Annotated in this window: 29 protein-coding genes and 1 tRNA gene; 24 read left to right on the top strand and 6 right to left on the bottom strand. The window is 58.7% G+C overall.

Translation table 11 applies throughout. From position 1 onward, the window contains the following. The first annotated feature begins 7 nt into the window (after positions 1-7). The 3 genes from AWB69_RS00255 (at position 8) to AWB69_RS00245 (ending at position 3,047) form a co-directional block, all read left to right on the top strand. Positions 8-1,321 (top strand): replication-associated recombination protein A, encoded by a 1,314-nt coding sequence (locus AWB69_RS00255; RefSeq protein WP_062080883.1) that lies wholly within the window; start codon positions 8-10, stop codon positions 1,319-1,321. Positions 1,322-1,504: 183 nt separating this feature from the next. Then, entirely contained in the window at positions 1,505-2,803 is a 1,299-nt protein-coding gene (gene serS, locus AWB69_RS00250; protein ID WP_062080881.1) for a serine--tRNA ligase, read from the top strand. 154 nt (positions 2,804-2,957) lie between these two features. Beyond that, positions 2,958-3,047, top strand: a tRNA-Ser gene (locus AWB69_RS00245). A 126-nt stretch (positions 3,048-3,173) separates the two neighbouring features. On the opposite strand, the gene AWB69_RS00240 is transcribed toward AWB69_RS00245, so the two are convergent. Continuing rightward, positions 3,174-3,545, bottom strand: coding sequence for a hypothetical protein (locus AWB69_RS00240; RefSeq protein WP_156528693.1), 372 nt, complete (start codon positions 3,543-3,545; stop codon positions 3,174-3,176). Positions 3,546-3,992: 447 nt separating this feature from the next. Here AWB69_RS00240 and AWB69_RS00235 point away from each other — a divergent pair, with 447 nt between their 5' ends. Beyond that, positions 3,993-4,487, top strand: coding sequence for an outer membrane beta-barrel protein (locus AWB69_RS00235; protein ID WP_062080876.1), 495 nt, complete (start codon positions 3,993-3,995; stop codon positions 4,485-4,487). 87 nt (positions 4,488-4,574) lie between these two features. On the opposite strand, the gene AWB69_RS00230 is transcribed toward AWB69_RS00235, so the two are convergent. Continuing rightward, positions 4,575-4,811 carry a hypothetical protein gene (locus tag AWB69_RS00230; protein ID WP_231936938.1) on the bottom strand — a complete coding sequence of 79 codons (237 nt, stop codon included), beginning with the start codon at positions 4,809-4,811 and terminating at the stop codon, positions 4,575-4,577. 398 nt (positions 4,812-5,209) lie between these two features. On the opposite strand from AWB69_RS00230, the gene map reads away from it, so the two are divergent. From map to AWB69_RS00195, 6 genes are all read left to right on the top strand, one after another. Next, complete coding sequence (gene map, locus AWB69_RS00220; RefSeq protein WP_062080870.1) at positions 5,210-5,992, top strand: type I methionyl aminopeptidase; 783 nt, start codon at positions 5,210-5,212, stop codon at positions 5,990-5,992. A gap of 197 nt (positions 5,993-6,189) precedes the next feature. Next, positions 6,190-6,711, top strand: a complete 522-nt coding sequence (locus tag AWB69_RS00215) for a GNAT family N-acetyltransferase (protein WP_062080868.1) — start codon at positions 6,190-6,192, stop codon at positions 6,709-6,711. A gap of 207 nt (positions 6,712-6,918) precedes the next feature. Further along, positions 6,919-7,677, top strand: a complete 759-nt coding sequence (gene minC, locus AWB69_RS00210; RefSeq protein ID WP_062080865.1) for a septum site-determining protein MinC — start codon at positions 6,919-6,921, stop codon at positions 7,675-7,677. A 96-nt stretch (positions 7,678-7,773) separates the two neighbouring features. After that, positions 7,774-8,589, top strand: coding sequence for a septum site-determining protein MinD (minD, locus tag AWB69_RS00205; protein WP_031359135.1), 816 nt, complete (start codon positions 7,774-7,776; stop codon positions 8,587-8,589). A 9-nt stretch (positions 8,590-8,598) separates the two neighbouring features. Next, positions 8,599-8,853: a cell division topological specificity factor MinE gene (gene minE / locus AWB69_RS00200; RefSeq protein WP_031359136.1), complete on the top strand. Its 255-nt coding sequence runs from the start codon at positions 8,599-8,601 to the stop codon at positions 8,851-8,853. A 249-nt stretch (positions 8,854-9,102) separates the two neighbouring features. After that, on the top strand, positions 9,103-9,408 hold the full coding sequence (locus AWB69_RS00195; protein WP_062080863.1) for a YXWGXW repeat-containing protein: 306 nt from the start codon (positions 9,103-9,105) through the stop codon (positions 9,406-9,408). A gap of 244 nt (positions 9,409-9,652) precedes the next feature. On the opposite strand, the gene AWB69_RS00190 is transcribed toward AWB69_RS00195, so the two are convergent. Both AWB69_RS00190 and AWB69_RS00185 read right to left on the bottom strand, forming a co-directional pair. Continuing rightward, on the bottom strand, positions 9,653-11,032 hold the full coding sequence (locus AWB69_RS00190; protein ID WP_062080861.1) for a chloride channel protein: 1,380 nt from the start codon (positions 11,030-11,032) through the stop codon (positions 9,653-9,655). A 297-nt stretch (positions 11,033-11,329) separates the two neighbouring features. Continuing rightward, positions 11,330-11,509 carry a hypothetical protein gene (locus AWB69_RS00185; protein ID WP_062080859.1) on the bottom strand — a complete coding sequence of 60 codons (180 nt, stop codon included), beginning with the start codon at positions 11,507-11,509 and terminating at the stop codon, positions 11,330-11,332. A 207-nt stretch (positions 11,510-11,716) separates the two neighbouring features. Between AWB69_RS00185 and AWB69_RS00180 the strand changes: the two genes are divergently transcribed. Beyond that, a complete protein-coding gene (locus AWB69_RS00180) occupies positions 11,717-12,850 on the top strand; it encodes an OpgC domain-containing protein (RefSeq protein WP_062080857.1) in 1,134 nt (377 codons plus the stop codon). 95 nt (positions 12,851-12,945) lie between these two features. Here AWB69_RS00180 and AWB69_RS00175 read toward each other — a convergent pair whose 3' ends face one another. Then, entirely contained in the window at positions 12,946-14,205 is a 1,260-nt protein-coding gene (locus AWB69_RS00175) for an MFS transporter (RefSeq protein WP_231936942.1), read from the bottom strand. Positions 14,206-14,570: 365 nt separating this feature from the next. Then, on the bottom strand, positions 14,571-15,050 hold the full coding sequence (locus tag AWB69_RS00170) for an energy transducer TonB family protein (RefSeq protein WP_062080855.1): 480 nt from the start codon (positions 15,048-15,050) through the stop codon (positions 14,571-14,573). A gap of 114 nt (positions 15,051-15,164) precedes the next feature. On the opposite strand from AWB69_RS00170, the gene AWB69_RS48540 reads away from it, so the two are divergent. The 13 genes from AWB69_RS48540 (at position 15,165) to AWB69_RS00110 (ending at position 25,357) form a co-directional block, all read left to right on the top strand. Further along, positions 15,165-15,323, top strand: a complete 159-nt coding sequence (locus tag AWB69_RS48540) for a hypothetical protein (RefSeq protein WP_197500150.1) — start codon at positions 15,165-15,167, stop codon at positions 15,321-15,323. 92 nt (positions 15,324-15,415) lie between these two features. After that, on the top strand, positions 15,416-15,700 hold the full coding sequence (locus AWB69_RS00165; protein WP_062080853.1) for a BrnT family toxin: 285 nt from the start codon (positions 15,416-15,418) through the stop codon (positions 15,698-15,700). Beyond that, the gene (locus AWB69_RS00160) at positions 15,687-15,974 is read left to right on the top strand and encodes a BrnA antitoxin family protein (protein ID WP_062080851.1); all 288 of its coding nucleotides are present in this window, start codon (positions 15,687-15,689) and stop codon (positions 15,972-15,974) included. The genes AWB69_RS00165 and AWB69_RS00160 overlap by 14 nt, the downstream gene beginning before the upstream one ends. Positions 15,975-16,206: 232 nt before the next feature. After that, a complete protein-coding gene (locus AWB69_RS00155; RefSeq protein WP_062080849.1) occupies positions 16,207-17,439 on the top strand; it encodes a tyrosine-type recombinase/integrase in 1,233 nt (410 codons plus the stop codon). Between the two features lie 96 nt (positions 17,440-17,535). Then, positions 17,536-18,315, top strand: coding sequence for a hypothetical protein (locus tag AWB69_RS00150; RefSeq protein WP_062080847.1), 780 nt, complete (start codon positions 17,536-17,538; stop codon positions 18,313-18,315). A 543-nt stretch (positions 18,316-18,858) separates the two neighbouring features. After that, complete coding sequence (locus AWB69_RS49120) at positions 18,859-19,032, top strand: hypothetical protein (RefSeq protein ID WP_231936937.1); 174 nt, start codon at positions 18,859-18,861, stop codon at positions 19,030-19,032. Then, on the top strand, positions 19,029-19,490 hold the full coding sequence (locus tag AWB69_RS00140) for a hypothetical protein (protein WP_062080845.1): 462 nt from the start codon (positions 19,029-19,031) through the stop codon (positions 19,488-19,490). The genes AWB69_RS49120 and AWB69_RS00140 overlap by 4 nt, the downstream gene beginning before the upstream one ends. 279 nt (positions 19,491-19,769) lie before the next feature. Beyond that, a complete protein-coding gene (locus AWB69_RS00135; RefSeq protein ID WP_156528692.1) occupies positions 19,770-20,669 on the top strand; it encodes a hypothetical protein in 900 nt (299 codons plus the stop codon). Beyond that, a complete protein-coding gene (locus AWB69_RS00130; RefSeq protein ID WP_062080841.1) occupies positions 20,666-22,210 on the top strand; it encodes a DEAD/DEAH box helicase in 1,545 nt (514 codons plus the stop codon). Before AWB69_RS00135 ends, AWB69_RS00130 begins: the two co-directional genes overlap by 4 nt. Then, on the top strand, positions 22,207-23,094 hold the full coding sequence (locus AWB69_RS00125) for a toprim domain-containing protein (protein WP_062080839.1): 888 nt from the start codon (positions 22,207-22,209) through the stop codon (positions 23,092-23,094). Before AWB69_RS00130 ends, AWB69_RS00125 begins: the two co-directional genes overlap by 4 nt. A gap of 186 nt (positions 23,095-23,280) precedes the next feature. After that, the gene (locus AWB69_RS00120; protein WP_062080837.1) at positions 23,281-23,862 is read left to right on the top strand and encodes a hypothetical protein; all 582 of its coding nucleotides are present in this window, start codon (positions 23,281-23,283) and stop codon (positions 23,860-23,862) included. A gap of 137 nt (positions 23,863-23,999) precedes the next feature. Beyond that, complete coding sequence (locus tag AWB69_RS00115; RefSeq protein ID WP_062080835.1) at positions 24,000-24,209, top strand: helix-turn-helix transcriptional regulator; 210 nt, start codon at positions 24,000-24,002, stop codon at positions 24,207-24,209. Beyond that, a complete protein-coding gene (locus tag AWB69_RS00110) occupies positions 24,206-25,357 on the top strand; it encodes a hypothetical protein (RefSeq protein ID WP_062080833.1) in 1,152 nt (383 codons plus the stop codon). The genes AWB69_RS00115 and AWB69_RS00110 overlap by 4 nt, the downstream gene beginning before the upstream one ends. Positions 25,358-25,383 lie beyond the last annotated feature (26 nt).

Raw genomic sequence — 25,383 nt, 5'->3', positions numbered from 1 at the left:
GAGCGCCATGTTCGAAGAAAACCGTGCCAATGTTCCGCTTGCCGAGCGTCTGCGTCCTCGCACTATCGACGAGGTTATCGGCCAGAAACACCTGCTTGGCGCCAGCAAGCCGCTGCGTGTCGCGTTCGAGTCCGGCGAAGCGCATTCCATGATCCTCTGGGGGCCGCCGGGCGTGGGCAAGACCACGCTCGCGCGGCTGATGGCGGCGGCGTTTCACGCTGAATTCATCTCGTTGTCAGCGGTGCTGTCGGGCGTGAAGGACATTCGCGAGGCGGTCGAACTGGCGCAGATTCATCGGGCGAACGGGCATCAGACGCTGGTGTTTGTCGACGAAGTGCATCGCTTCAACAAAAGCCAGCAAGACGCGTTCTTGCCGCACGTGGAGTCGGGCTTGTTCGTATTCGTGGGCGCGACGACCGAGAATCCATCGTTCGAGGTGAACAGCGCGTTGCTGTCGCGGGCGGCCGTTTATGTGCTGAAAAGCCTCGACGCAAGCGAACTCACCGAGTTGCTGGACCGGGCGCAGGGCGAACTGGGCGGCCTGACTTTTACCGACGATGCCCGTGATGCGCTGATCGGTTCCGCCGACGGTGACGGCCGCAAGCTGCTCAACAATCTCGAGATCGTTGCGCGGGCGGCGGCGCAGCAGAAGTCGACGAATATCGACGGGCCGTTGCTGGGCAGCGCGCTCGCCGAGAATTTACGTCGCTTCGATAAGGGCGGCGACGCGTTCTACGATCAGATCAGCGCTTTGCACAAGTCGGTCCGCGGCAGTAATCCGGACGCGACGCTTTACTGGTTTTGTCGAATGCTGGACGGCGGTGCTGATCCACGCTATCTGGCCCGGCGCATCGTGCGGATGGCATGGGAAGACATCGGTCTTGCCGATCCGCGCGCCGGGCGCATTGCGCTCGACGCCGCTGAAACCTATGAACGGCTGGGTACGCCGGAGGGCGAACTGGCGCTGGCGCAGGCGCTGATTTACCTGGCGGTCGCGCCGAAATCGAATGCGGGATATAGGGCCTACAACGAGGCACGGCAGTTTGTCGGCAAGGATCAGTCGCGCGGAGTGCCCGTGCATTTGCGCAACGCGCCGACGAAGCTGATGAAGGAGTTGGGCTACGGGCATGAATACCGTTACGCCCACGATGAACCCGACGCGTACGCGGCGGGCGAAACGTACCTGCCGGACGGCATGCGCGATCCGCACTGGTACGAGCCGACGCCGCGCGGGTTGGAAGGCAAGATCGGCGAGAAGATGGCGAGGCTGGCCGAGATGGACGCGCAATGGCGGCGCGAAAACAAAGGCGCGAAGAAGTGATCGCGGCCGCGTATAGCGGCATCGTTGATGAATGGAGTGGCGACTAATTTCAAGACAGGGTTTTCTGTAACGGAAAACGCCCCGAACGTCAGTCCGAACGGCTAACGCGGCCACCGCGCGCCAATAACCCTCCGGTGCTGAGCTAAAATCGCGGATTCGCACCTACTAAGAACCGGCCCTGCCATGCTCGATATTCAACTTCTGCGCAAAGACCCCGACGCTGTTGCCCAGCGCCTGGCCCAACGCGGCTACACCCTCGACGTCGCTGCGTTTGCGGCACTGGAAACAGAACGTCGCGAGATCCAGACGCGGACCGAAGAACTGCAGATGCGGCGCAATACGTTGTCGAAGCAGATCGGTGCAATGAAAGGCCGCGGCGAAGACACCGCTGCCGTGATGGCGGAAGTGGGCGGTATTGGCGACACCATGAAGGCGTCGTCGGCACAGCTCGACGACATCCAGAAGCGCCTCGCCGACCTGATGCTCGGCGTGCCGAACCTGCCGCACGAAAGCGTGCCGGTTGGCCGCGACGAGACGGAAAACGTGGAGTTGCGCCGCTGGGGCACGCCGCGTTCGTTCGATTTCGAAGTAAAGGATCACGTCGACGTTGGCGCGCCGCTCGGCCTCGACTTCGAGACCGGCGCCAAGCTTTCCGGTGCGCGTTTCACCCTGCTGCGCGGTCAGATCGCGCGGCTGCACCGCGCGCTTGCCCAGTTCATGATCGACACCCACACCGAGCAGCACGGCTACACGGAAGCGTACACGCCGTATATCGTGAATCCGGAGATTCTGGTCGGCACGGGGCAGCTACCCAAATTCGCGGACGACATGTTTCGGGTGGAGAAGGGCGGTGAAGAAAACACGGTCACGCAATACCTGATTTCAACGTCTGAGATCTCGCTGACGAACACGGTCCGGGAAAGCATTCTCGAAGCCGCTGCGCTGCCGGTGAAGCTCACTGCGCATTCACCCTGCTTCCGCTCGGAAGCAGGCTCGTATGGCCGCGATACACGTGGCCTGATCCGCCAGCATCAGTTCGATAAAGTGGAAATGGTGCAGGTCGTGTCGCCGGAGAAATCCTACGACACGCTCGACGAAATGGTCGGACACGCCGAAGCAATCCTGCAAAAGCTTGAACTGCCGTATCGCGTGATTACGCTGTGCACGGGCGACATGGGGTTTTCGGCGTCGAAGACATTCGATCTTGAAGTCTGGCTGCCGGCGCAGAACACCTATCGCGAGATCTCGAGCTGTTCGAACACGGAAGCGTTCCAGGCTCGCCGGATGCAGGCGCGGTTCCGCAATGCGCAGGGCAAGCCCGAATTTGTTCATACGTTGAACGGGTCGGGGCTGGCGGTCGGGCGCACGCTCGTTGCGGTGCTCGAAAACTTCCAGAACGCGGATGGATCGGTGACGGTACCAGCGGTATTGCGGCCGTACATGCGTGGTGTAGAAAAACTGGAAGTACGGGAATCGGAGTAAGCGGCGGATTGAGTCGCTGTGTTGTAACAGGCTCACGAAAAGGGGTTGGAAATCGATTCCGAGTCGTCTATAATCTTTCTCTTCGCTGAGCACCGACCCGCTCAGCGAAGGCCGCAAAGAGCTGGTTACAAGCAGCAAAGCGGTTGCAGTAAATGGAAAGGTGGCAGAGTGGTCGAATGCGCTGGACTCGAAATCCAGTGTACCTTTAGGGGTACCGTGAGTTCGAATCTCACCCTTTCCGCCAAATACAAAAACCCCCGCTGATCGGAAGATCAGCGGGGGTTTTGCCGTTCTGGCGCAGACTGGAAAGTCTCTCAAGGTCTGCGGCTTAGGCGCCACGCTCATGTACAGCGCCGCACGCGTTCCCATCTCAGCACTTCGGCAGCAAACGCTCTATGTCGAAGGTCGACTTGCCGTCCGGATTCCTGCCGGCTGAACTTCGCGCCAGATTGTTCGATGTCCGGCAGGCCCAGTTGTCCGGCTTCTCAATACTCGGTGTCTGCCGGCTCGACCAGTCATCGGCACCGGATGCGGGCTTCGGGTCGGACGCCGGCTGCGACGTCCCGATAACAGAGGGCGGCCGATACACATGGACAGGCGCCACGGACAGCGAGACCGGCTTGTCCGCGGGCGGAGGGGTGGCCGGGTCAGCAGCGTGTGCTTCTACCATGAAGTAAAGCGATCCAGAGGCCACGGCTGTCGCCAGCAAGCTTCCGCGGGCATTGAGAGCGAGGCGGTTCATGCATGTACTTCCGTTGTGAGAACCCGATGGCGGGCGCGACGTGAACGTCCAGGCAAACGCGAAGCGTTCCGTGAAACGAAAATGCGATTTCACTTATTGATCCTTGCGCTGTTCGCCGTTATATCAATATGCGATTCAAATCGTTAATTCGTTGCATTTCATTAAATTAACCACGCAGACATGTCATTAATCGTTGTTGCAAATAAATAACAAAAACATCGAAGCATTCTTGCTTTTGAGCTGTTTTGAAGAAAAGCTTATAAATAATACCGCCAAAAAGGTAATTAGGAGCGCTCCGATTGGTGTTGCGCATCCTTGTAATTTAATCTTTCGCATCGTTGCGAGATTCAGATCGATGAAAGAATTCGTGAAGTCATATTCACGATGAATGTGCACGACTGTGGCAATTAACGTTGCTTCTTGATTTAATTTTACGTATCAATTCCCATGTCCAACTTAAAGAAATTTTTTGCCGCACTGGTCATCGTCCTGACCGGCATTTCGTGTTCTCAAGCAAGCGAGTTCGCAGGCCCCTACGCCGGCGTCAAGGTGGGAGAGAACTGGTCTGACGCGTCCGGCGTCGTCAATGTCAAGTCCCACGCCACGGCTTTCCCGGGTCTGACTGCGGGCTACGGGTTCGATGTAAAGCAGTTCATGATCGGCGCAGAAGTGTTCGCCGACTTCCACCACGGTTCGACCACCTACAAGGACGGCGGCGTGGACCTCAAGGTCGGCATGCCATTCAATATGATCATGCCCTACGCACGTTTAGGCATGACGGGAACCTGGCCTAATGCGCGGCTTCATGGCGGTTTGGGCGTTGAATATAAATTCCTGAAGCAATTCAGCGTCGCAGCCGAATGGACCGCTGATTCAAGCAGCCATGACGGAACCAAACGCCGCAATGACAGCATGACAGTCGGTGTTCACTACTACTTTTGATAGTTTTATAAATTCAGAGTCAATTTTAAAAATCCCCGGAAGATTATTTATCTTTCGGGGATTTTATTTGGTTGATGTGAATCGAATTCAAGTCGTGCAGCGCGCTATATCGAAGCGCATTTCGGGTTCGGACAATCCGCCGTAATCTTCCGAAGACTTTTGCACCTTCACCGTTGACCCATATTGCGATGGTGTGAGCGTAACCAGCCACGCGTTCGGCCCAACCAGCAATTCCGAGGCGCTGCCCAGCTTCGACGTGGATACCGAGGGCAGTTTGTCCTCAAGGCAATTCAGCACGTCAGGGGGCTGGCGGTGCGACGACACGTAGATCACCGGACTCGAAGCGCGAAGTTCAGGGACACTCGCTGAACTGCATGCGGCAAGGGCAAGTACAGACCCGGCCAAGGACACGAGCAAGGAGGTGAACGGGACAACTCGGCGAGGAAGCATAAGCAATGGGCGTCAGTAGAAGTCAGCAGAAACCAGGTAACGAAAGAAGAGAAACAGGCCGCAAATCAGGGGCCAAAACGCCCCGCGCGTGCAAACCGAATCAACCTGGATCAAGCCTAAAGCATGACGTCGCATGGCCGCAAGGCAATCGAACCAGGCATCGGAAAAAGACCGAAAAAAGAGGAGAAAAGCGCGCGATGCTATCATCGCCGGCATCCTGAATTAATGCGCCAGCGAACTATCGACATCGCGCGCCGACACACCTACGCTCCATGGCCATCACACTCAAGTCGCCTGCCGACATCGAAAAACTGCGTATTTCCGGGCGTTTGGCCGCAGAAGTGCTCAAGATGATCGGCGAGCATGTGCAGCCCGGCATCACCACGGAAGAGTTGGACACCATCTGCAACCGCTTCATTGTCGAAGAGCTGAAGGCGATTCCGGCGAACGTGGGCTACATGGGTTTCACCAAGACCATTTGCACGTCGGTGAATCACGTGGTCTGTCACGGGATTCCGAGCCCTCGGGCGCTGAAGGACGGCGACATCGTCAACATTGACGTCGCGGTCATCAAGGACGGTTATTTCGGCGATACCAGCCGCATGTACTACGCGGGCACTCCGAGCCGCGAAGCCCGGCGGCTGTGCGACACGACGTATGAAGCCATGGTCGCCGGCATTCGCGCAGTGCGTCCGGGCGCGACGCTCGGTGATGTCGGTTATGCGATCCAGAACGTGGCGAATCGTGAAGGCTATTCGATCGTGCGCGAGTATTGCGGGCATGGCATTGGGCGGGTGTATCACGAGGATCCGCAAGTGCTGCATTACGGGCAACCGGGAGCCGGATTGCGTTTGAAGCCCGGGCTGGTTTTCACGATCGAACCCATGGTCAATGCGGGTCGCGCTGCAACGCAGCAATCGCGTGACGGCTGGACCGTGACGACGAAGGACCGGTCACTGTCCGCGCAATGGGAACACATGGTCGTGGTGACCGACAACGGCTTTGAATTGCTCACGCCCTGGCCGGAAGGCACGGGCGAATACGAGGCACCATAAAGCTGCATGGGGAGGTGCTGAAGCACCATGAGACCCAAGCGAGGTGGTGGGCTGAGAGACCCACGGGAAGGGCACTTCGCGCATCGACTGCAATAATGATTTGACTCGTTCGCCTGTTCGGTTGAAGCTATTAAACAGACCAAGCCGGCTTAAGAAAGCTTAAGAAGCTTGTGAAAGCTTGAGAGAAAAACACCCGCATGAGTCCTTCACTAACTGTTCGCAGGATCACCGCGCATCAAGGTGCAGTCCTGCGCGAGCTTCGCACGGCCTCATTGCGCGAGGCGCCTTATGCGTTTGGTGAGACGCTGGAGGAGGCCTTGTCCGCCGATGTCGCGAGCTTCGACGAAACGGCCGACCGCCACGCGAATTCTCCGGCCACCGCGTCGTTTATCCTCTATACCGAAGGTCATCCAGCGGGCTTGGTTGGCGCGTTTATCGATGAAGCGCCGGCACCGCGCGCATTCGTCTATGCGTTGTGGGTCGCGCCGGCAGTGCGGCATCTGCGCGGCGGCGAGCTGCTCGTGAATGCCGCCACGCAGTGGCTCGCGGAGCGGCGTGTGCACGACGTCTTCGCCTGGGTCGCTGACGAAAACCGCAACGCCATGCGTTTCTACGAGCGTCTGGGCTTCGGCCCGACCGGTGAACGCCGCCGGATTCCGGCACATCCCGAAGAATATGAAACGCTGCTCGTGCGCCGCGTGAGTGATCACGTGACCTGAGCGTATGACCTGAGCATCCGATCCGCCAGCTTTCGTCGCGGCTGGATTGGTCACGGCTCGCGTGGCTTGTCCGTCCCGGCTCATCTTGCCGTTCCCTGTCTCGCCTATCTCGTGTCACATCATGCTGCCCGCGTTCGGGCGGCAATCTGAAATATTCCGTTTGCTTGCCTCACGCCTGTAAAATACGCAAACTTTTTGGCTTTACCTATGTCGCTCAAAAAAACGCCCTTTTTCGAATTGCGCAGCGGCTCTGTCGACACGCTTCTGTTTGTCGTCAAGACTACCGACCTCGACGCGCTGCGTACGGAACTCACGCGGCGCTTCGAAGCGACTCCCGAGTTTTTCGCGAACGATACCGTCGCCATCGACGTGCGCCGTATGGCTGCCGACGAGCGTATATCGATTGGCGAGCTCGCGGCGTTGCTCGACAGCGTACGCATGCGCCCGATCGGTGTAGTCGCGTCGGCGGACCAGGCATGGGCGTCCGAAGGCGGGGGGCTGCCCTTGCTCGAGGCGCGCGACCGGCGCGGTGCGCCAAAGCCGTCGGTGGATGCGGGCGTCGAGAACACCGAGGCGGCTGCCGTGATCGAAGCGGCCGTGGCGCAAACGCCTGCGCCCAGCGCGCCGGTGCCGAAGACGACCATCATCGACCGGCCGTTGCGTTCGGGCCAGCAGGTCTATGCGAAGGGCGATCTGGTCGTGCTGGGGCTCGTGAGCTACGGCGCGGAAGTGATCGCGGAAGGCAACATTCATATCTATGCGCCGTTGCGCGGCCGGGCGCTCGCGGGCGTGCACGGCAACCTCGACGCGCGCATTTTCTGCACGTGTCTGGAGCCGGAACTGATCTCTATTGCCGGCATCTACAGGACGATGGAAACACCGCTCGCCCCCGATGTCCTGGGCAAGTCGGTGCAGATCTGGCTCGACGAAGAAAAACTGATGATCGAACCGCTGCGGCTGACCTGAGAGGCCTGAGACGAATCAGCCAGGCGCGCCTGATGGGGACGGCGCGCTCTCGGACAGGACGCAAGCGGATTTAATTGACGAACACAAGGTACAGGAATGGCAAAAATCATTGTGGTGACTTCGGGCAAGGGCGGCGTCGGCAAGACGACCACCAGCGCGAGCTTCGCATCGGCCCTCGCGTTGCGCGGGCATAAAACGGCTGTTATCGACTTCGATGTCGGCCTGCGCAATCTCGATCTCATCATGGGCTGCGAACGCCGCGTGGTGTACGACCTCATCAACGTGATCCAGGGTGAAGCGAACCTCAACCAGGCGCTGATCAAGGACAAGAAGTGCGAGAACCTGTTCATCCTGCCGGCCTCGCAGACGCGCGATAAAGACGCGCTCACGCAAGACGGCGTTGAGAAGATCATCAACGACCTGATTGCGATGGACTTCGAATACATCGTCTGCGACTCGCCGGCGGGGATTGAATCGGGCGCGTTGCTGGCCATGCATTTCGCCGACGAAGCGCTGATCGTGACGAACCCGGAAGTGTCGTCCGTGCGCGATTCGGACCGCATTCTCGGCATTCTTTCGTCGAAGACGAAGCGGGCTATAGAAGGTAAAGAGCCTATCAAGGAACATCTGCTGATCACGCGCTACAACCCGAAGCGTGTGAGCGAAGGCGAGATGCTGTCGCTGACCGACATCCAGGAGATCCTGCGGATCGAACTGATCGGCGTGATCCCTGAATCGGAAGCCGTGCTGCATGCGTCCAATCAAGGTCTGCCGGCCGTGCACCTCGATGGCACTGATGTGGCTGAAGCCTACAAGGACATCGTTTCGCGCTTTCTCGGCGAAGAAAAGTCCCTGCGCTTCACCGACTATCAGAAGCCAGGTCTGTTGCAACGCATCTTCGGCAACAAGTAAGGGGACGCAATGTCGATTCTTTCGTTTTTGCTGGGCGAGAAAAAGAAGTCCGCTTCGGTCGCGAAGGAACGCTTGCAGTTGATCATCGCGCACGAGCGAGCGGGCGGACATGCACCCGCCGATTATCTGCCGGCGTTGCAACGAGAACTCGTTGCCGTGATTTCCAAGTACGTGAAGATTTCCAGTGACGATATCCGGGTTAGCCTCGAACGTCAGGACGATCTCGAAGTACTCGAAGTGAAGATCGAAATTCCATCGGTTTGACGGTGGATGACGGTTTGAACCAGCGCTGAGGTATTGCCCTGGCGCGCAGCATCCGAAGGCCGGAATCATTCGATTCCGGCTTTTTCATTTCCACAAGTGCGTTCGCACCTTTAAGCCGCACAAGCGACTTACATCAATATTCCGTTGCAGATTAGCCATCGCCGTTACACGGGCGCTGTCGGCTGATCCGTGTCCTCGCGCATTGATTGGGTATCGCCGATACGAGGCGACCAACTCAAGAGGCCGATCATGAAAATACGTTTGTTCATTGCCCAGGCGGCTATTGTTGTGGCCGGCATCGCGGCTGTCGCAGGAAGTGCGTCGGCTGAGGTCATCATCGTGGCGCCGAATGCGCCGCCGCCCGTACGCGTGGAATCCGTTCCGCCGGCTCGTGTCGGTTATGTGTGGGATCGCGGTCACTGGCGCTGGGAACACGGTCAATACATGTGGAATCCGGGGCACTGGGAAGTCGAACGCGTGGGGTATCACTGGGTACCGGGGCACTGGATCGCACGCGAAGGTGCATGGCGCTGGATGCCCGGACACTGGGCCTGACGCCTGACGCCTGACCCGCCCGCACTCCGCGCTTGATAGCTGCGACACCCCGTTAGCTTCACGGGCGGCCGCTTAAGCGCCGCCCGAAACCGATGAACCCGTTGCCGGAGTTCCACATGAAAACCAAACTGTTGATTATCGGCTTGCTCGCAAGCTTGCTGGGTGGCTGTATCGTCGTGCCGGCGCATCCGTATGCTTATCATCCGGTGCCGCGCGTCTACGTTTATTAAGGCCGGCCGGAGCTCTATTTGGTGACAGGCTCTCTGGCCTCGGCATCCTCGGTAGGCGTCTCCGGCACTTCCGGCGATGCCCGGGGCACAGGCAAGGGCAGTGGCGTCATATAGCGCTCAGCCAACGCTTCGTACAGCGGCGGTGAGAAGAAGCGCGACACGCGGCTCGCAATCAGGGCGGTTGCCATGAGCGAAATCACGAGCGCATGGCCGTTGATCATTTCCATCACGATCACGAACGACATGATCGGCGACTGCGTGACAGCCGCAAGATAACCGACCATGCCGAGCGCAATCAGCATCGACAACTGCATGTGGCTGAAGACCATGTGCAGCACGTTGCCGAACCCGGCGCCGATCGACAGCGACGGTGCGAAGATCCCGCCCGGGATGCCCGGCAGATACGAGCCGATCATCGAGGCCATCTTGAGCAGCGGATAGAACAGCGAGAGCTGCTCATGGCCTTCGAGCAGGCCGCGCGCTTCTGCATAACCGCTGCCGAAGGTCGTCCCGCCCGACACGAGCCCGACCACGGCGATGATCAATCCGCAGAGCGTGGCGAATGCAACGGGGCGAGTCGCGTGCATCTCGCGCAAACGTGCCGGAATCCATTTGGATGTATTGAGCAGCAACCAGCAGAACACGCCCCCCGCGATACCCGTCACGATAGCCGTGAGCAGCACCGCGACCGCCAACAGGTCAGGGAAATGCGCACCGATCTCGATGGTGCCGAAATAGGTGTAGTTGCCGTTAAGCCCGAGCGCGACGATACCGGCGAGGATGATGGCCGTGATCAGCACGCCGCTCGTGCGCGCTTCAAAGCTGCGCGTCAGTTCTTCGATCGCGAACACAATACCGGCAAGCGGTGTGTTGAACGCCGCCGATAACCCCGCCGCCGCACCCGCGAGCACAAGCTGCCGTTCAATGCGGGCGTTCGAGCGCGGGAACAGCCGCCGCAGGTTGTACATCAGCGCCGCGCCGACCTGCACGGTAGGACCTTCACGGCCAATCGTGAAACCTCCGAGGATCGCAATAAACGAGATCCCCATCTTGGCGATCAGGATGGCTGGCGACAGCAGCCGGGTCCCCAGTCCCGGCGGACTGTGCAATACGGCGATGACCTGTGGAATGCCGCTGCCTTCCGAGCCGCGAAAGAACTTTCGCGTGAGCCAGACGGATAACGCAGCCACCGCCGGCGTCAGGATCAGCGGCAACCAGACATGCTCGTGCTGAACCGCGCGAAACGCGTTATAGCCCCAGTCGATGAGCTTCGCGTACAGCACCGCAACCAGCCCGACGGCGACTGCGCCGACCCAGAAGATGCCGTAGCGGTACCAGAGGCTGCGCGCACGTCGAAAAGTAAATCGGGGGAGAGAGCGTAACGCGCGAATCATGTGCGGTGAGCCATGCGACCGGCTGTCGGCAAAGCGGTGATTATACCGATCTGTCTCAATAATCGAGCCGATTGGTGCCGGGTAATGCATTTTGAAAAAGAAAACGGGGCGCAGCTATGAGCCGGCGCCCCGAAAACACTCTCGTCGGGGTGGCGAGAGCGGAGAGAAGGACGTAATTAACAAGTAATATTTTGTTCAGGTTTTTGAATGACGCGCAAACGTTTCAGCGAGGGTCCAGGGGAATTGAAAGTTTTATCAATTACTGTATTAGTCGGGACGTGAAGCGCTTACTGAAGATCAGGTTGTCATTACTTCGAAAGCAACCACGGCGGCAATGGCGCCGGCATTTGCAATCAGCGCCTGCAGCACGATTCCGCGCCAGCTGGTGGTCCGGAAACGCACGGCCAGCATGAGTGCGGTAAAAAGTGCGATGGCGATTATCGCAACAACATCAGCACTTTGGAGATGAATGCGCATGACGCCGGCCTCACGAATGTTCAGTCTGTGCTGAGTGTTTGTTGAGTATAGACAGCACGTGCCGGTACGCAATTTGCACAAAAATACGCAAAGGCCCGGTCGTTGCATTTATCTAATGATCTGATGGGAATTTTCCGGGCGCTGTCCGTACTAACCCGAATTGGTGTTTTCCCGTGCAGGGCAAGCTTTATCCACGGAGCCGCATTTATGAATTCCCCGAATCGCCGTTCTCTGGAAGTGGATTTCTTCCGGGGAGTCGTGCTGCTGGTGATTGCCGTCGATCATATTTCGGGAAGCGTCTTATCCAGATTTACACTCCATAGTTACGCGTTCTGCGATTCCGCAGAGGTTTTCGTGTTCCTGGGTGGGTATGCATCGGCGGCCGCTTATACAACGCTCGCAGCGAACCGCAGTCCCGGGGCCGCGTGCCGGCGCTTCCTGAAGCGCAGCTGGGAGATCTATCGCGCATATCTCTTCACGGCGGTGATGATGCTGCTGGGCGGGGCGCTGCTGATGTGGCTGCGAATCGACACCCCGATGATGCAGATCACCGAATGGCCGTCGTTCCTGGCCCGGCCGCTGGGGCTGACGTTTGATGTCGCGACGTTGCGGCATCAGCCGTATTTGTCGGCGGTGTTGCCCATGTACGCCATGTACGCGCTCGCCGTACCGTTCGTGGTGCCTTTGGCCGAACGTAAGCCGGTTGTCGTGTTGTTCGGCAGTCTCGGCGTATGGCTTTTCGCGTCGTCGCTCGCGCAGTGGCTGCCGTCGGCTTATGCGGAAGGGTGGTCGTTCAACCCGTTCGCGTGGCAACTGATGTTTGCGCTCGGCATCCTCGCGCGCGTGCAGCCCATCCCCGCCGAATTCCACGATTCGAAAACAGCGCGCTGGATGACGCGCGCGGCGATTGTCGTGTTCCTGACCTTCGCGTTCGCGAAGCTGTTCCTGGAGACCCAGGCGCCGCCCGGATATATGAAGCAGAACCTGGCCAGCCTGCGCATTGTGAGTTTTGTGGTGATCGCGTGGCTGTTTGCTCAGGCGGTGCATGCCGGATGGATCAAGGCGCTGGCGAAGAGCTTGCCGAGCGTGGTCAACATTGGCAAGCAGGGGCTGGTGTGTTTCATTGCGGGCGCTTGCATGTCGCTGGTCATCGATACCGCCTTGCGGCTCATATCGCTCGGGCAATACCAGTGGATGGCGGGGCTGACCGGCGACGCCATCGCGATCGGCAGCCTGATCGGGCTCGCGGCGTTCTGGCGCGACCGCAAGGAAGCGCAGCGGGCGCGGCTGCCGAAACGCCAGGGAGTGCCGGCGCATGCAACCAACCGGCGCGACAGATGAGAGCGTGAGTTTGAACAACCCGTTTGAACAACCCGTAAGCAACGCGTGCAGGCGATCTCCTGAGACCTCGCCCGCACGCAATAGCTCTACGCGCTTTACGAAAGCTTGATGTCCCGCGTTTCCCGCATGCACAGCACGCCAAGCAGGCTGATTGCCGCGGCGACCGACACGTACGCGCCGACCCACGCCAAACCGCCGCGATTCGCCAGCAATTGGGCGATGTACGGCGCCACTGACGCCCCCAGAATGCCACCCACGTTATATGCGACACCCGCACCGGTATAGCGGACGTTGGTCGGGAACAATTCGGGCAACAGCGCGCCCATCGGGGCGAAAGTCACACCCATCAGGAACAGTTCGATGGTGAGAAACAGCGCGACCGCGTACGTGTTGCCGCTGCCGAGCAGCGGGGCCATGGTGAAGCCGGACAGGATAGCCGCGATACAACCCACGATCAGCACCGGCCGGCGGCCGAATTTATCGCTGGCCAATGCGGAAATCGGTGTCGCGATAGCCATGAAAAGCACCGCGAAGCACAGCAGGCCGAGGAATTTCTCGCGCGTGAAATGCAGCGTCGAGACGCCGTAAGAGAGTGAGAAGACTGTCGAGATATAGAACAGCGTGTAGCAGACGATCATCGCGATCGCGCCGAGCAGCGTGGGTTTCAGGTATTGGCCGAACAGCGTCGCGATAGGCACGCGCACGCGTTCTTTTTTCTCGATAGCCTCTCGGAACGCCGGCGTTTCCGCGATTTTCAGGCGCACATAAAGTCCGAGCGCCACCAGCACCGCGCTGACGATGAACGGGACACGCCAGCCCCAACTGCGGAATTGTTCGTCGGTGAGCGAGAGCGCCAGCCCGAAGAACAATCCATTCGATGCCAGGAACCCCACCGACGGCCCGAGTTGCGGGAACATGCCGAACCAGCCGCGCTTGTTTTGCGGCGCGTATTCGGTCGCGAGGAGCGCTGCGCCGCCCCATTCGCCGCCAAGCCCGATGCCCTGGCCGAAGCGCAGGATGCAGAGCAGCACCGGCGCGAGGCTGCCGATGGACGCGTAGCCGGGAACGAAGCCGATCAGCGTGGTCGACACGCCCATGACGAGCAGCGACGCAACGAGCGTCGATTTCCGCCCGATACGGTCGCCGAAATGGCCGAAGATGAACGAGCCGATCGGCCGCGCGATGAACGCGATGCCAAACGTGACGAACGCCGACAACGCTTGCGCGGCGGGCGAACTGTGCGGGAAAAAGACCGGGCCGATGACCAGCGCTGCGGCCGTGGCATAGACATAGAAATCGTAGAACTCGATCGCCGTGCCGATAAAACTCGCGAAGATGACGCGGGAACTGCTCATCTTCGCGTCGCTTGCGGACGATGCGGGCAACGAACCCAACGGTGAGCCCGATGGTGAGGCTGATGACATGGTGTCTCCGGTTCGCCCCTTGAACGCGTCCGGGAACGCGCGTCGGGACACTTTGTATTGAATGCGCAACGTGCAACGGGCGTCGGGCGCTCGAGGCGGAGTACGGCGGTAAAAACGAACGGCGTTGGACTGCGCGATTGTGTCGCGGAGTCGACCGGTCAGGTTCCGGCTCAAGCGCTGGATGGGCGACGGCGACGGCTTTGCCGGCATGGCCGGCGCCGGGTATCGAAAATTATAACGACCGTGCGCCGCGGCCGGCAAGGAAACCGTATTGACGAATGCGCCGAAGGTTCCATTTAATCGATAGTCGTCGCCTGCGGCGAATGGACGCTGCGGAGCTGGAACTGGCCGTTGTCGTTGAAGAGCCAGTCTTCGAACAGATCGAGCTGGCCGTTGCCGTCGAGCAGGCGCGCGGGCGGTATGGGTAATGGTGACGCGCGTCGCAGCGACGCGAGGGCGGTGGCTTCGGCTTCGTCGTCGCCATTGGTCCGGTAGACAGACGACCGGATCACACGGCCGTTGCGGTCCACGGTGAACGCGACCACGACGAGCGAGCGCAGCATGGCTTGCGGCGTGCCTTTGAGCACCTGCGATGGATTGCGCTCGAAGATATGTTGCGCCACGCGCACCTTGTACTGATCGAGCGTCGCGCCGCTCACGGCCGCGGCCGGCTTTGATTCGAGCGCGCTGGGCGGCGGGGTGATCGTGCAGGCGGCGATGGTTGTCGCGATCGATAAGGTCAGCGCAAGACGTGCGATTTTCAGACAGGAGGTCATGACGGGCGAGGCTCCACGAATTCGTTGCACTCATGCTTAACAATACGCGGCGGGCCCGGGTCTTGCTGACCCTTTTTGCATATCCACTGCATTTTGATGCGCAAGGAGAAGACCATGACCAACGATTCCACTGACCTGAAGAAACCGAAGCCCGTTGAGCATAGCGACAACGAGGCAAGCAAGATGCCCGAGCGCGCCGACGAGGACCGCAAGCAGGCCCCAAGCGATAAACCGGGAAAGAAACCGGGAGAGGGTGAGCCTGACGTGGGGTGAGGGTGCAATTGCGGGCGTGACGCACCTCTCTTCGATCTTTGTATATACAAAAAGCCTGGCCCCGAGTCAATTTTGTATATACAATCTGATCGATGCAAGTCTCCTTCGATGTGAATAAAAGCGCCCGCAACATCGCTGAACGAAGTTTGTCGTTCGAACGGGCCGCAGAATTCAATTTCGAGACAGCGTTGAGCGGCTCTGATGATCGGCGTTTTTACAGCGAAGTAAGTTTTTACAGCGAAGTAAGGTACGTCGCGCTGGGGTATCTCGACGAACGCTTGCATGTTCTCTGCTTCACTGAAACCCATGATGGAATTCGCGTGATCAGTTTTCGTAAAGCTAATCCGAGAGAGGTGAATCGCTATGGCAGCACGTAAGCCCATGATTGACGAGAGCGGCGAAGTACGCGAGCTGACGGCTGCGGACGTCAAGACGTTCAAGCGCGGTGCCGCTGCGCTACCCGCATCGTTGCGGGCGAAGACGGGCGTTCGCGGTCCTCAGAAAGCGCCGACGAAGATTCCGCTGTCGCTTCGGCTTTCGCCGCAGGTCGTGGAGGCGTTTCGCGCGTCGGGCGAGGGATGGCAGACGCGAATTGACGTGGTTCTGGCCGATTGGCTGAAAACCCACTCGCCGGACGAACTGGCTGTGTGAACTATTTGCGTGGCGGGGAATTTGAACAGAGGGTTGCAGACAAGCAGGGGTGCTGTTTTTGGCGGAAGCGGTGTCCGCCATTTTTCGATATCACTCAATATCATGAAGAATCACAGAATCCTTTGTTTAAAGGGATCAACAAAGATTGTTGTGTTACGCGAGTTCAACCAATATCATCTAATTGCAATAGAGATGGCGGGTACGATGATGGGTTCACTCGATTGAGGCTGGTATGCCAAAGGTGGCGAAGGAATTGGGAGCGCTGGCAGTCTCGCGGTTGACACAAGTCGGTATGCACCCCGTCGGCAAGGTGGCCGGGCTGTACCTGCAGGTGGCCGGTGAGAAGTCCCGCTCGTGGATCTTGCGCGTTAAAGTCGGCGACCACCGGCGCGAGATCGGGCTCGGCGCCTTCCCAGCAATATCTCTTGCCGATGCGCGCATAAAAGCTCAACTTGAGCGCGACAAGATCCGAAGTGGCGTCGACCCTATCCTTGAGCGCCGTGAAGCTGCGAGTCGTCTTAAAGCAAGCCAGGATCTGGAACTGACGTTCGAGGCTGCCGCCAAGAAGTTCATGGAGGTCAAGTCTTCGGAATGGAAAAATCCGAAGCACGGCGACCAATGGCGCAATACGCTGGAAACCTACGCATACCCGTTCATCGGACGTCTCTACGTGCGCCACATCGGCCGCGATCATGTGATGCAGATCCTCGACCCGATCTGGCTTACGAAGAACGAAACGGCTTCTCGCCTGCGTGGGCGCATCGAGGCGATCCTTAACTGGAGCAAGGTGAAAGGCTATCGTTCGGGAGAGAATCCGGCGGCCTGGCGCGGCAATCTTGAGACCCTCCTTGCCACGCCATCCAAGGTGCAGAAGGTCCGTAACCATCCTGCGCTGCCGTTCACTGAGATGGGAACTTTCATGACGGATCTTCGAAAGATCGATGCCGTGGGTGCCCGTTGCCTGGAGTTTGCGATTCTCACGGTAGCTCGGTCTGGGGAGGCGCGTGGCGCGCGTTTCAATGAAATTGATCGGGAAACCAAGGTGTGGCGTGTACCAGGCGAGCGCATGAAAGCGAAAAAAGAACATCGCGTGCCGCTGTCCCAAGCAGCGTTTTCTTTGATCGAACGGATGCCTTGTAACGACGATAACGACCTGATATTTCCTAGCCCACGGGGCAAGATGTTGTCGGATATGACCTTACTGATGCTCGTCCGTCGTATGGACGTGGACGCCGTTCCTCATGGCTTCCGAAGTACCTTCCGAGACTGGGCCGGTGAGGTCACGAACTATCCGCGCGAGTTGGCTGAAGTCGCACTTGCGCACGTTAAAGCGGACTCTACCGAGGCTGCTTATTGGCGCAGCGACGTCCTGGAGCGCCGGCGGCGACTTATGACCGACTGGGCGAAATTCATTGCCAAGCCGCTTCCCAAAGGTTCGATCACCACGCTACTACGAAAGGCATAATTAGTGTGCCGCGCCTAGCCCGACGGGGCGAAACCGGGTTCCCTGACCCGTTGGCACGGCTCCCGTTCAGGGCCCACGTACAGGGGCGTCGAGCACATGGGCGAGAGTGAGAAGCCTAACTTCACAGTCATCGGTGACACGGTATATACGTTGCCGCCGGATCGGCTAGCCGAGTTTCTGGAGCGCCAGCTCGAAGTGTCTCGCGACGCCTCTATAGTCATTGAACAATGGTTCCGACGAGATCTATGGGCGCCCGAGGAAGCATTCATGTTGCTTCTAAATATTGATCCGGAAGAGTCGTCGGTCGGCGAATCGACGCGCTTTGTGGGCGGGTTGAAACCGTTGTTGGAGTTCGCCAGGATCAAATATCTTGATGGGCGCTGCATTCACGCCGAGATCTGGACCAGTCTGATCGAGAGGGGCTTTGCTCCGCGCGATTTGGCACGCAAGGTTCGCATGGTGGTCCGGGATACCAGCCAGCGATATCGGGAAATGATGTCGCTCTGGCAGAGCGGCGAGCATCCAGGCCGCAACCCGCCTTCGTACTACGCTCAGTGGGCGCGCTCGAAAGACTTCGCGGTGCCTTGGCCTGATACCTCCAAGCCTCATGCAGAAGCTGTGAAGACAGGGTCAGCCGACGCGGACGCTGATCTCATGAACCGCCGAATCAAAGCGATTGTCAATGCGGCATCCGCTCTCGGATTCGATCTGAAGTCGATAGAGCGCGGCGGAAAGAAGAAGGTCGAAAGCGCGTGTCTAGAAATGAAAGACGCGGAACTGGGATTTACGCAATCCACGTTTAAAAAGGCATGGGTTGAGGCCAGCAAGAGCGACTCGATCTCGGTAGAAGACAAGGAAAAGTACAAGAAAAGATAAGCCTTCGCGCGATCTCAACAGGTGTCCCGCAACGGGGCACCTCTACGGGACACCTCCCCGCAAAGCCTTGCCCATCGGAGTTCTCGCCGTATCTCAAAAATAGAGCACGTGGACACGTTGCGGGACACCCACCCTGCCAAATTATTCTCAATCGGAATCAACGCGCATCAAGCCGTCCCGGTGCGGTGCAGCTCCCTCAAGGGAATTTCGATATGAAGAACGACGGTTCTGCCATGGCCTCCGCTGGCATTCAACCCACCATACCCAAGGCACTTGCTGCTTTTGACTCTATGCCAGCGTCGGCGCTCGTCGACGTCAAGGTGGTGGCCGGACTCTACGGCTGCAGCGTGCCAACCATTTGGAGACGCGCCGCCTCCGGACTGCTCCCAAAACCCGAAAAGCACGGCGGTACAACCAGATGGCGAGTTGGCGATCTTCGCCAAGCGTTGTCTTCCGCCGCGTGAGGTGTCGCATGACGTTACAGCACATCTCCGAACCAGACATTCAGCGGCGTATCGACCATATTAAAAGGGAGATCGCCCAATGATCCACTTCACTTTGACCGCAACTGACGATTCTGAGGTGCTCGCACTGCGTTCATGTGCACCAGGCGGCGACGCAGATTCGAAGCCTCCTTTCCTGATTCGCGTCGCAGATCTGACGGCCACACTTCTCATCCTGCTGCGTGCCGCGCAGATGGGAGTGCGCAATGTATGAGCAACTCCAAGCGACGGTTCAAGGGCGCCAAGGACAAGCGACCGTCCGGGCGGTTCTATACGCTGCCGGCGGTCGTCTTGCAAAGCGCCGCGTTCATATCGCTGTCCGCGCACGCGATCAAGTTGATGCTGGATCTGCTCGAACAGTATCGAGGGGACGACAACGGCCGGATGCTTTGCACGTGGGCGCATATGCACGAAAAGCGCGGTTGGAAGTCTCGCGATACCCTGGACAAGGCGCGGGCCGAACTGATGACGGCCGGCTTCTTGTTCGAGACTGTGAAGGGGCGCCGGCCGAACCGTGCGAGCTGGTACGCGCTAACTTTTTTTGCGATCGATCCGCACGACGACTTCGATGTGTCGCTGCAATCGTTCCCGTATCTCGCGTTTGCCGATCGGCCGAAACTGCTGCTAAAAAACGCATCGCTTATCACGCCGGGCGTGTCACTAGCCGCCTGATTGACACGCCGGCCGTGTTAGAGACCCTATCCGTTGACACGCCGATCGTGTCAATAGGGGCTATTTTCGACGGTCTCTCTAACACGCCGGGCGTGTACCCTCTAGATATACCATCTCCACAGGTGTTCGCATCGCCTTTGACGGCACGCGCTCCACGAGAAAATGTGGAGGTGAGCAATGCCTTATAAGCTTCTGAAACTTGCCCAGATCAACGCAGACTCCGCGCTGCAGTCTCGCGTTCGAATTGACGAAACGATCGTCGCGGAATACGCCCAGGCCTTGAGTGAAGGGGCAAAACTACCGGCGCTCACCGTTTTTTTTGACACGGCCACCTATTGGCTCGCGGACGGTTTCCACAGACTTGCGGCGGCGCGCTTGGCCGGTGGCTTCGAGGTTGAGGTCGATGTCCGATCTGGCTCGCGGCGGGAAGCATTGCTGCACAGCCTGGGCGCCAATGCAGCACATGGGTTACGGCGCACGAACGAGGACAAACGGAAGGCCATCAATGGGATGCTTGCCGATTTCTCCGATTGGAGCGACAAGCGCATCGCGAAGCACGTCGGCGTCAGCGACAAGACGGTCGCAACGCGCCGCGCCGCTATCTTCGGAATTTCCGAAGATGCGTCCCCCGCAAGGACTGTCGAGCGGGGCGGCAGGGCCTACCTGCAGGACACGACGAACATCGGGAAGCGTCCTGCAATTCAGCCCGCGCCGCCCTCCGTGGAGTCGGACGCCACTACCCAGGTCGTAGAGCAGCGCGTCAAATCCGAAAATGCGGGCGTGGGCTCTCATTCCACTCAGGTTGAGATCGACTCAGGTGCTGCCTACGCGAATTCGCGGGTCAGTAGAGATGAGTACTCCTCAGCGGCTGCCAGCGAGGATACGCAAAGCGACGATGACGTCTGGACCGAGAATGCGAGTCTGCGCGACCGGGTTAGCGCGTTGAATCGACAGATCGATTCGTTGAAGGAAACCGACCGGGGCGCGGAAATCCATCGGCTCTCGCAGCTCGTGCTCAACCTTGAGAATCGCGACCATGCCGCATCGGAAAAACTGAAGCAGCAGGAGAAGCAACTTAAGTGGTTCGGCAGCCGGTTCGCGGATCTACGCAAGCTGCTGAACGTGAAGTACGACCGTGACGTCGTGACGGCGGTTAACCAGCTCAAGGTGGCGAAATGAGGGACGCCACGCAGGAGGAACAGGCCGCGTTCGACTACTTCAAGTTGCGGACCTACCAGAGCAACGCGGTGCTGCGCGTGCGCGAACTCTTTGAGGAGGGTAAGCACAACGTGCTGCTCTGCGCGCCGACGGCCGCGGGGAAGACTCGAATCGCCGCATGTCTCTTGCACCTGGAGAGATCGGCGGGCCGGCGCTCACACTTCGTTGTCGATCGCGACCCATTGACGAAACAGACCAGTGAACGATTCGATGAGTTTCGGTTAGATCACGGGATCGTCAAGCAGAAGCACTGGCGCTTTCGCCCGTACGAGCGCGTCCAGATCCTGAGCGTTCAGACGCTCATGCGCCGCGGCTGGCCGTGCGACCCGGAGCCCGACCTAATTGTCGTTGACGAGTGCCATACCAGCTACCAGATCACCAAGCAGCGGCTCGAACGACGCGATACGCGTGGTCTTGGATTGACGGCGACACCGTTCGCGAAGGGCCTCGGGCAGACCTACGACGCGTTGATAAACGTCGAGACAACGAACCGACTGATCGAGCAGGGCGCGCTCGTGCCATATCGCATTTTCTCTCCGTCGCAGCCTGACATGAAAGGCGTGAAGGTGACGGGAGGGGAATGGAACGGGGAGGAAGCGACGAGTCGAGCGCTCCAGCTTGTTGGCGACTGCGTTGCTGAGTATTTGAAGCACGGCGAAGGTAAGAAATTTATCTGCAGCGCCATCACGATCAATCACGCCAAAGAACTGCATCGCCAATTCACCGCTGCTGGAGTGCAGTGTGAAGTTTTCACATTGGCGGAAGAGGCTGTGGAGTGCGAGGACATCGTCACGGAGTTCAGGAAGCCGGATTCATACATCCGCGGCCTGATCACGGTCAGCAAGGCATCGAAAGGTTTTGACGTCAGTGATGTAGGCGTGGTCATCATGGCTCGGCCGCTGCGCAAATCATTGTCGGACCACCTCCAGTTGCTCGGCCGCGGGCTGCGCACAAGCCCTGAGACGGGTAAGACAGAGTGCATCGTACTGGACCACTCCGGCAATTGTGAGCGGTTTTGGGACGAGATGAACGAGTTTTTCGAAACCGGTGCAACCGAACTCGACGACGGCACAAAGAAGCCCAAAGCTGCGAAGAAGAAGCCCAAGGCCGAAGACGTGATGGTGAAGTGCCCGAGTTGCAAAACGCTCCATAAGGCAACGCCGTCTTGCCCGAGCTGCGGGTTTGAATATCCGCGCCGGGCGACCGTCGAGCATATCCCCGGGACGCTCCAGGAAATGCTTGCCAGTGGCAACCAACGAAAACTGGTAGCCGACGTCTGGCCGCAGGTCTGCTGCTATGCGCGATCCTTGAATCCGAATGACCCGAATCGCGCTCGGGGCAAGGCGTATGCGATGTACAAGCAACTCACCGGCGTGATGGCAAAGGCTGACTTCTGGTCGACCGAGACGAAACCGGTGTCGCCCGAACTGCGCAAGCGACTCGAGAACCTGGATAAGCAGTACTGGATCAAGCGCCGCGCGCAGCAGAGGAAGACGGCATGACGTTCGAGCGCGCACTAATCGATCACGGACTGTTGCCCAGGCGCATTGAGGCAGACGGCAAGTGGTATCGCTGCCCGACCGCGGATAAGCCGAAGAAGCGCAATGGGGCCTATTTGCTTTGGATTGGCGGCCAACGGGGTTTCTTCAAGAACTTTGCTACTGATGGCGAATATTGCGAGTGGCGATCAGACATGCCGGTCAGTCTCTCTGACCAGCGCCAGATGGATGAGCGCATCCGTGCACTGAGGGCTAAGGAAGCTCAGGATCGCATCCGGGCCATTGCCACCATGCGCGCCCATTGGGCATCGCTTACGCCGCTCTATGACTGGCATCCCTATTTGGAGCGCAAAGGACTCTCGCTCGTTGGGTGCAATGGTTTGCGAGTCGACGGTGACGACATGGTGATTCCAATGTATCGCGCCGGCGGCTTGGTGAGCCTCCAGCACATCACGATGGAAGGTGACAAAAAATATCGTCGGGGGTGTCCGGTAAGCGGAGCAACGTTCGTCATGTCCAGGAACAAAAGCGCGATCACCTGTTTCGTGGAGGGCTTCGCAACCGGCCTTGCGGTGTTCCAAGCTGTTCCGACTGCATCGGTGGTGGTGTGTTTCGATGCGAACAACCTGGTCGCCGTTGCGAAGGAAGCGAAAGTCCGCGGACTCGCCGTGGTCTGCGCTGACAACGATTGGGAAACGCAACGGGCGGGCGGTGTGAACAAAGGCATTGAGTGCGGTAAGCGCGCGGCGGATCAGATGCGCTGCGGTCTCGCCTATCCGGATGGGATAACTGGGTCGGATTGGGCCGACGCGCTCCACGAGTGGGGCGATCGCGGGCTGGTGCGTGTGCGGATGCAGATTATGAAGGGCGCGAAGTTGGTTGTTTAGGGTTGTCGCGAAGACCCAAATGCCGAAGCTGGCTGCAGTGCATACCTTTGTGCCGTCCCGGTTTCAATCCTCCGGTCGATGCTACAGAGCGAGCTGTCGTAGGTTGTCGCGGCGAGGCCCCGCGGAGCGACATCATGGCTCGTTTACGGGATAGCCGTGTTTCTCCAAATACCAAAAGGAAGTGCTGTGAAAGCAAAACGAAACAATGTCCCACTCGTGCAGGGCCTGTCGGCACGTCTTGAATTCGATATGGTCGCATTCACTGAAAGGGCACGCGAGGGCACGATGGAAAAGAATCAAGCCCAAGCGATTCTGAAATACTTTTGCTTGACGGTGCGCGGCGGTAAACAAATTAGTCAGGATGTCTTGGACTATCTTGCGGGTGTGTTCGAGGTCTACCTTGATGGAACACAAAGCGAGATTGAGAAGGCCCTTGGGCTGAAGCGAAAGAAGGCAGGCAATCCGGGCAGCGTTTCGGGAAAGCGGAGATTGACGTCAAGTGGGCGAATAGAACTCGCGCGTCGAATTTCCGATCTCATGGACAGCGGCGCGAGTCATGAGGATGCGGTCGACCAGGCTCGTGCGGAAGCTGGGGTCTCCCGAAATACGGCGGCCCAATGCTACAGAGAGCTTCGCGAAAAGGTCGCCGGTTATATGGAGACCGTGTCCAAATGGGGGGGCGACGACGTCGAGGCAATAAATAGGGCGTCGGAATTCTTGAGCGTCTCGGAGGCGTTCGTCATTCGCGCCGCCGCAAGAAACCGTTAGCGCGGCGCGCCGGCAGCTTCCATTCAAGGCATCGGCCGGTGCCAACGAATTCTAGAATTAGTTGGGAGTGCTTGTTTTGGAAATGAATCGGATGATCGTGCCATATTGATAGCGCTTAGCAGCGCTCTGGAGAAAACATGGCAGAAGTCCAGCGTCGCTTGCTGCGCTTGCCGGAGGTCACCGCAATCGTCGGCCGCGCCGGTTCAACCATCCGCAAGGACGTAGCAAAAGGCCTGTTTCCGAAGCCGGTCCACGTCGGCCGGTCTATTGCGTGGCCGTCCGAGCTCGTTCAGAGTTGGATCGACGAACGCATCGCCGCATCTCGTAATGGGAGGCCTTGCGAATGACGACGATGGTCAACATCAGCCCGACACCCATGCAGCGGTTCGTCGATTCCAATGGGAATGCGCTTGTCGGCGGCCTGCTTTTTACGTACCAAGCTGGGACGACAACCAAGTTCGCGACATATACAGATAGCACGGGCGATACTCAAAACACCAACCCGATCGTCTTGAACCAACGCGGCGAAGCTTCTATTTGGCTGATCCCAACGCAGTCGTACAAGTTTGTTCTAGCGCCATCGACTGATACCGATCCCCCGTCAGCCGCGATCTGGACCCAGGACAACATCCAAGCTGCTTCGTCGGTCACGGTCGGCAACATGTCCAACCAGACATTCTCAGCCGGTGTTGACTTCACGCCTGGGACGACAACATCGCTGACGCTGACGAATCCCTACGGGACCGCGGCGAATTTGTGGGTCGACTTCGACGGCATTGAACAACACGATTTCACACTGAGTGGGTTCACCCTCACATTCATCTCACCCATCCCTGTCGGCATCGGCAAGGTCTATGTAAAAGGTGGAACGTCTTTGACTCTTGGCACGCCTGCGAATGATTCTGTGGGCGATGCTCAACTTTCTTGGGGCAATGCTCTCGTTCGCTGCGTCGACTCCGTGTCCGCATTGGCAGCGCTAGATCCGTCTATCTACACCCGTGCTTTTTCGACGGGCGATACAACGGTGAACGATGGCTTCGGAGGCTTCTACTACTACAGCGCATCCACCCCACAAAGCCAAGCCAACGGCGCGTCGATCATCGCCGCGGCTGGTGGAGTCGGGTGTTGGATAAATTTGACCATCTCTTTGCCACAGACGGTCACCAGGGTCGCATTGACCGGTCAGACCGCGCAAATACCCGCCACTACACCGCTTATTGCTCCCCTTATAGCCGGAATGTTCCGCATCAACTTCTACCTGACCATTACCACGGCCGGGACGGGAGGAACTTTCACACCCAACTTCAGCTTCAACGACGGCAGCGGACCAAAAACCGTCTCGGGTGGTGCTGCGAACGCGACCGCTGGTGGGTACTCCGAAGGAAGCATCGTTTTCTATACCGGAAACGTGACGTTCGATTTCGGAGTCGCTGCATCTGGGATAACAGGTTCACCAGTCTTCAGCCTTTATATGACCGTCGAGCGAATCAGTTAACCGACGACCACTCCGACATCTCAGTA

Origin of the sequence: Caballeronia udeis, assembly GCF_001544555.2 — a bacterium.
In the GTDB taxonomy this organism is placed as follows: Bacteria; Pseudomonadota; Gammaproteobacteria; order Burkholderiales; family Burkholderiaceae; genus Caballeronia; species Caballeronia udeis.
This window is presented reverse-complemented; position numbering and strand designations above follow the sequence as displayed.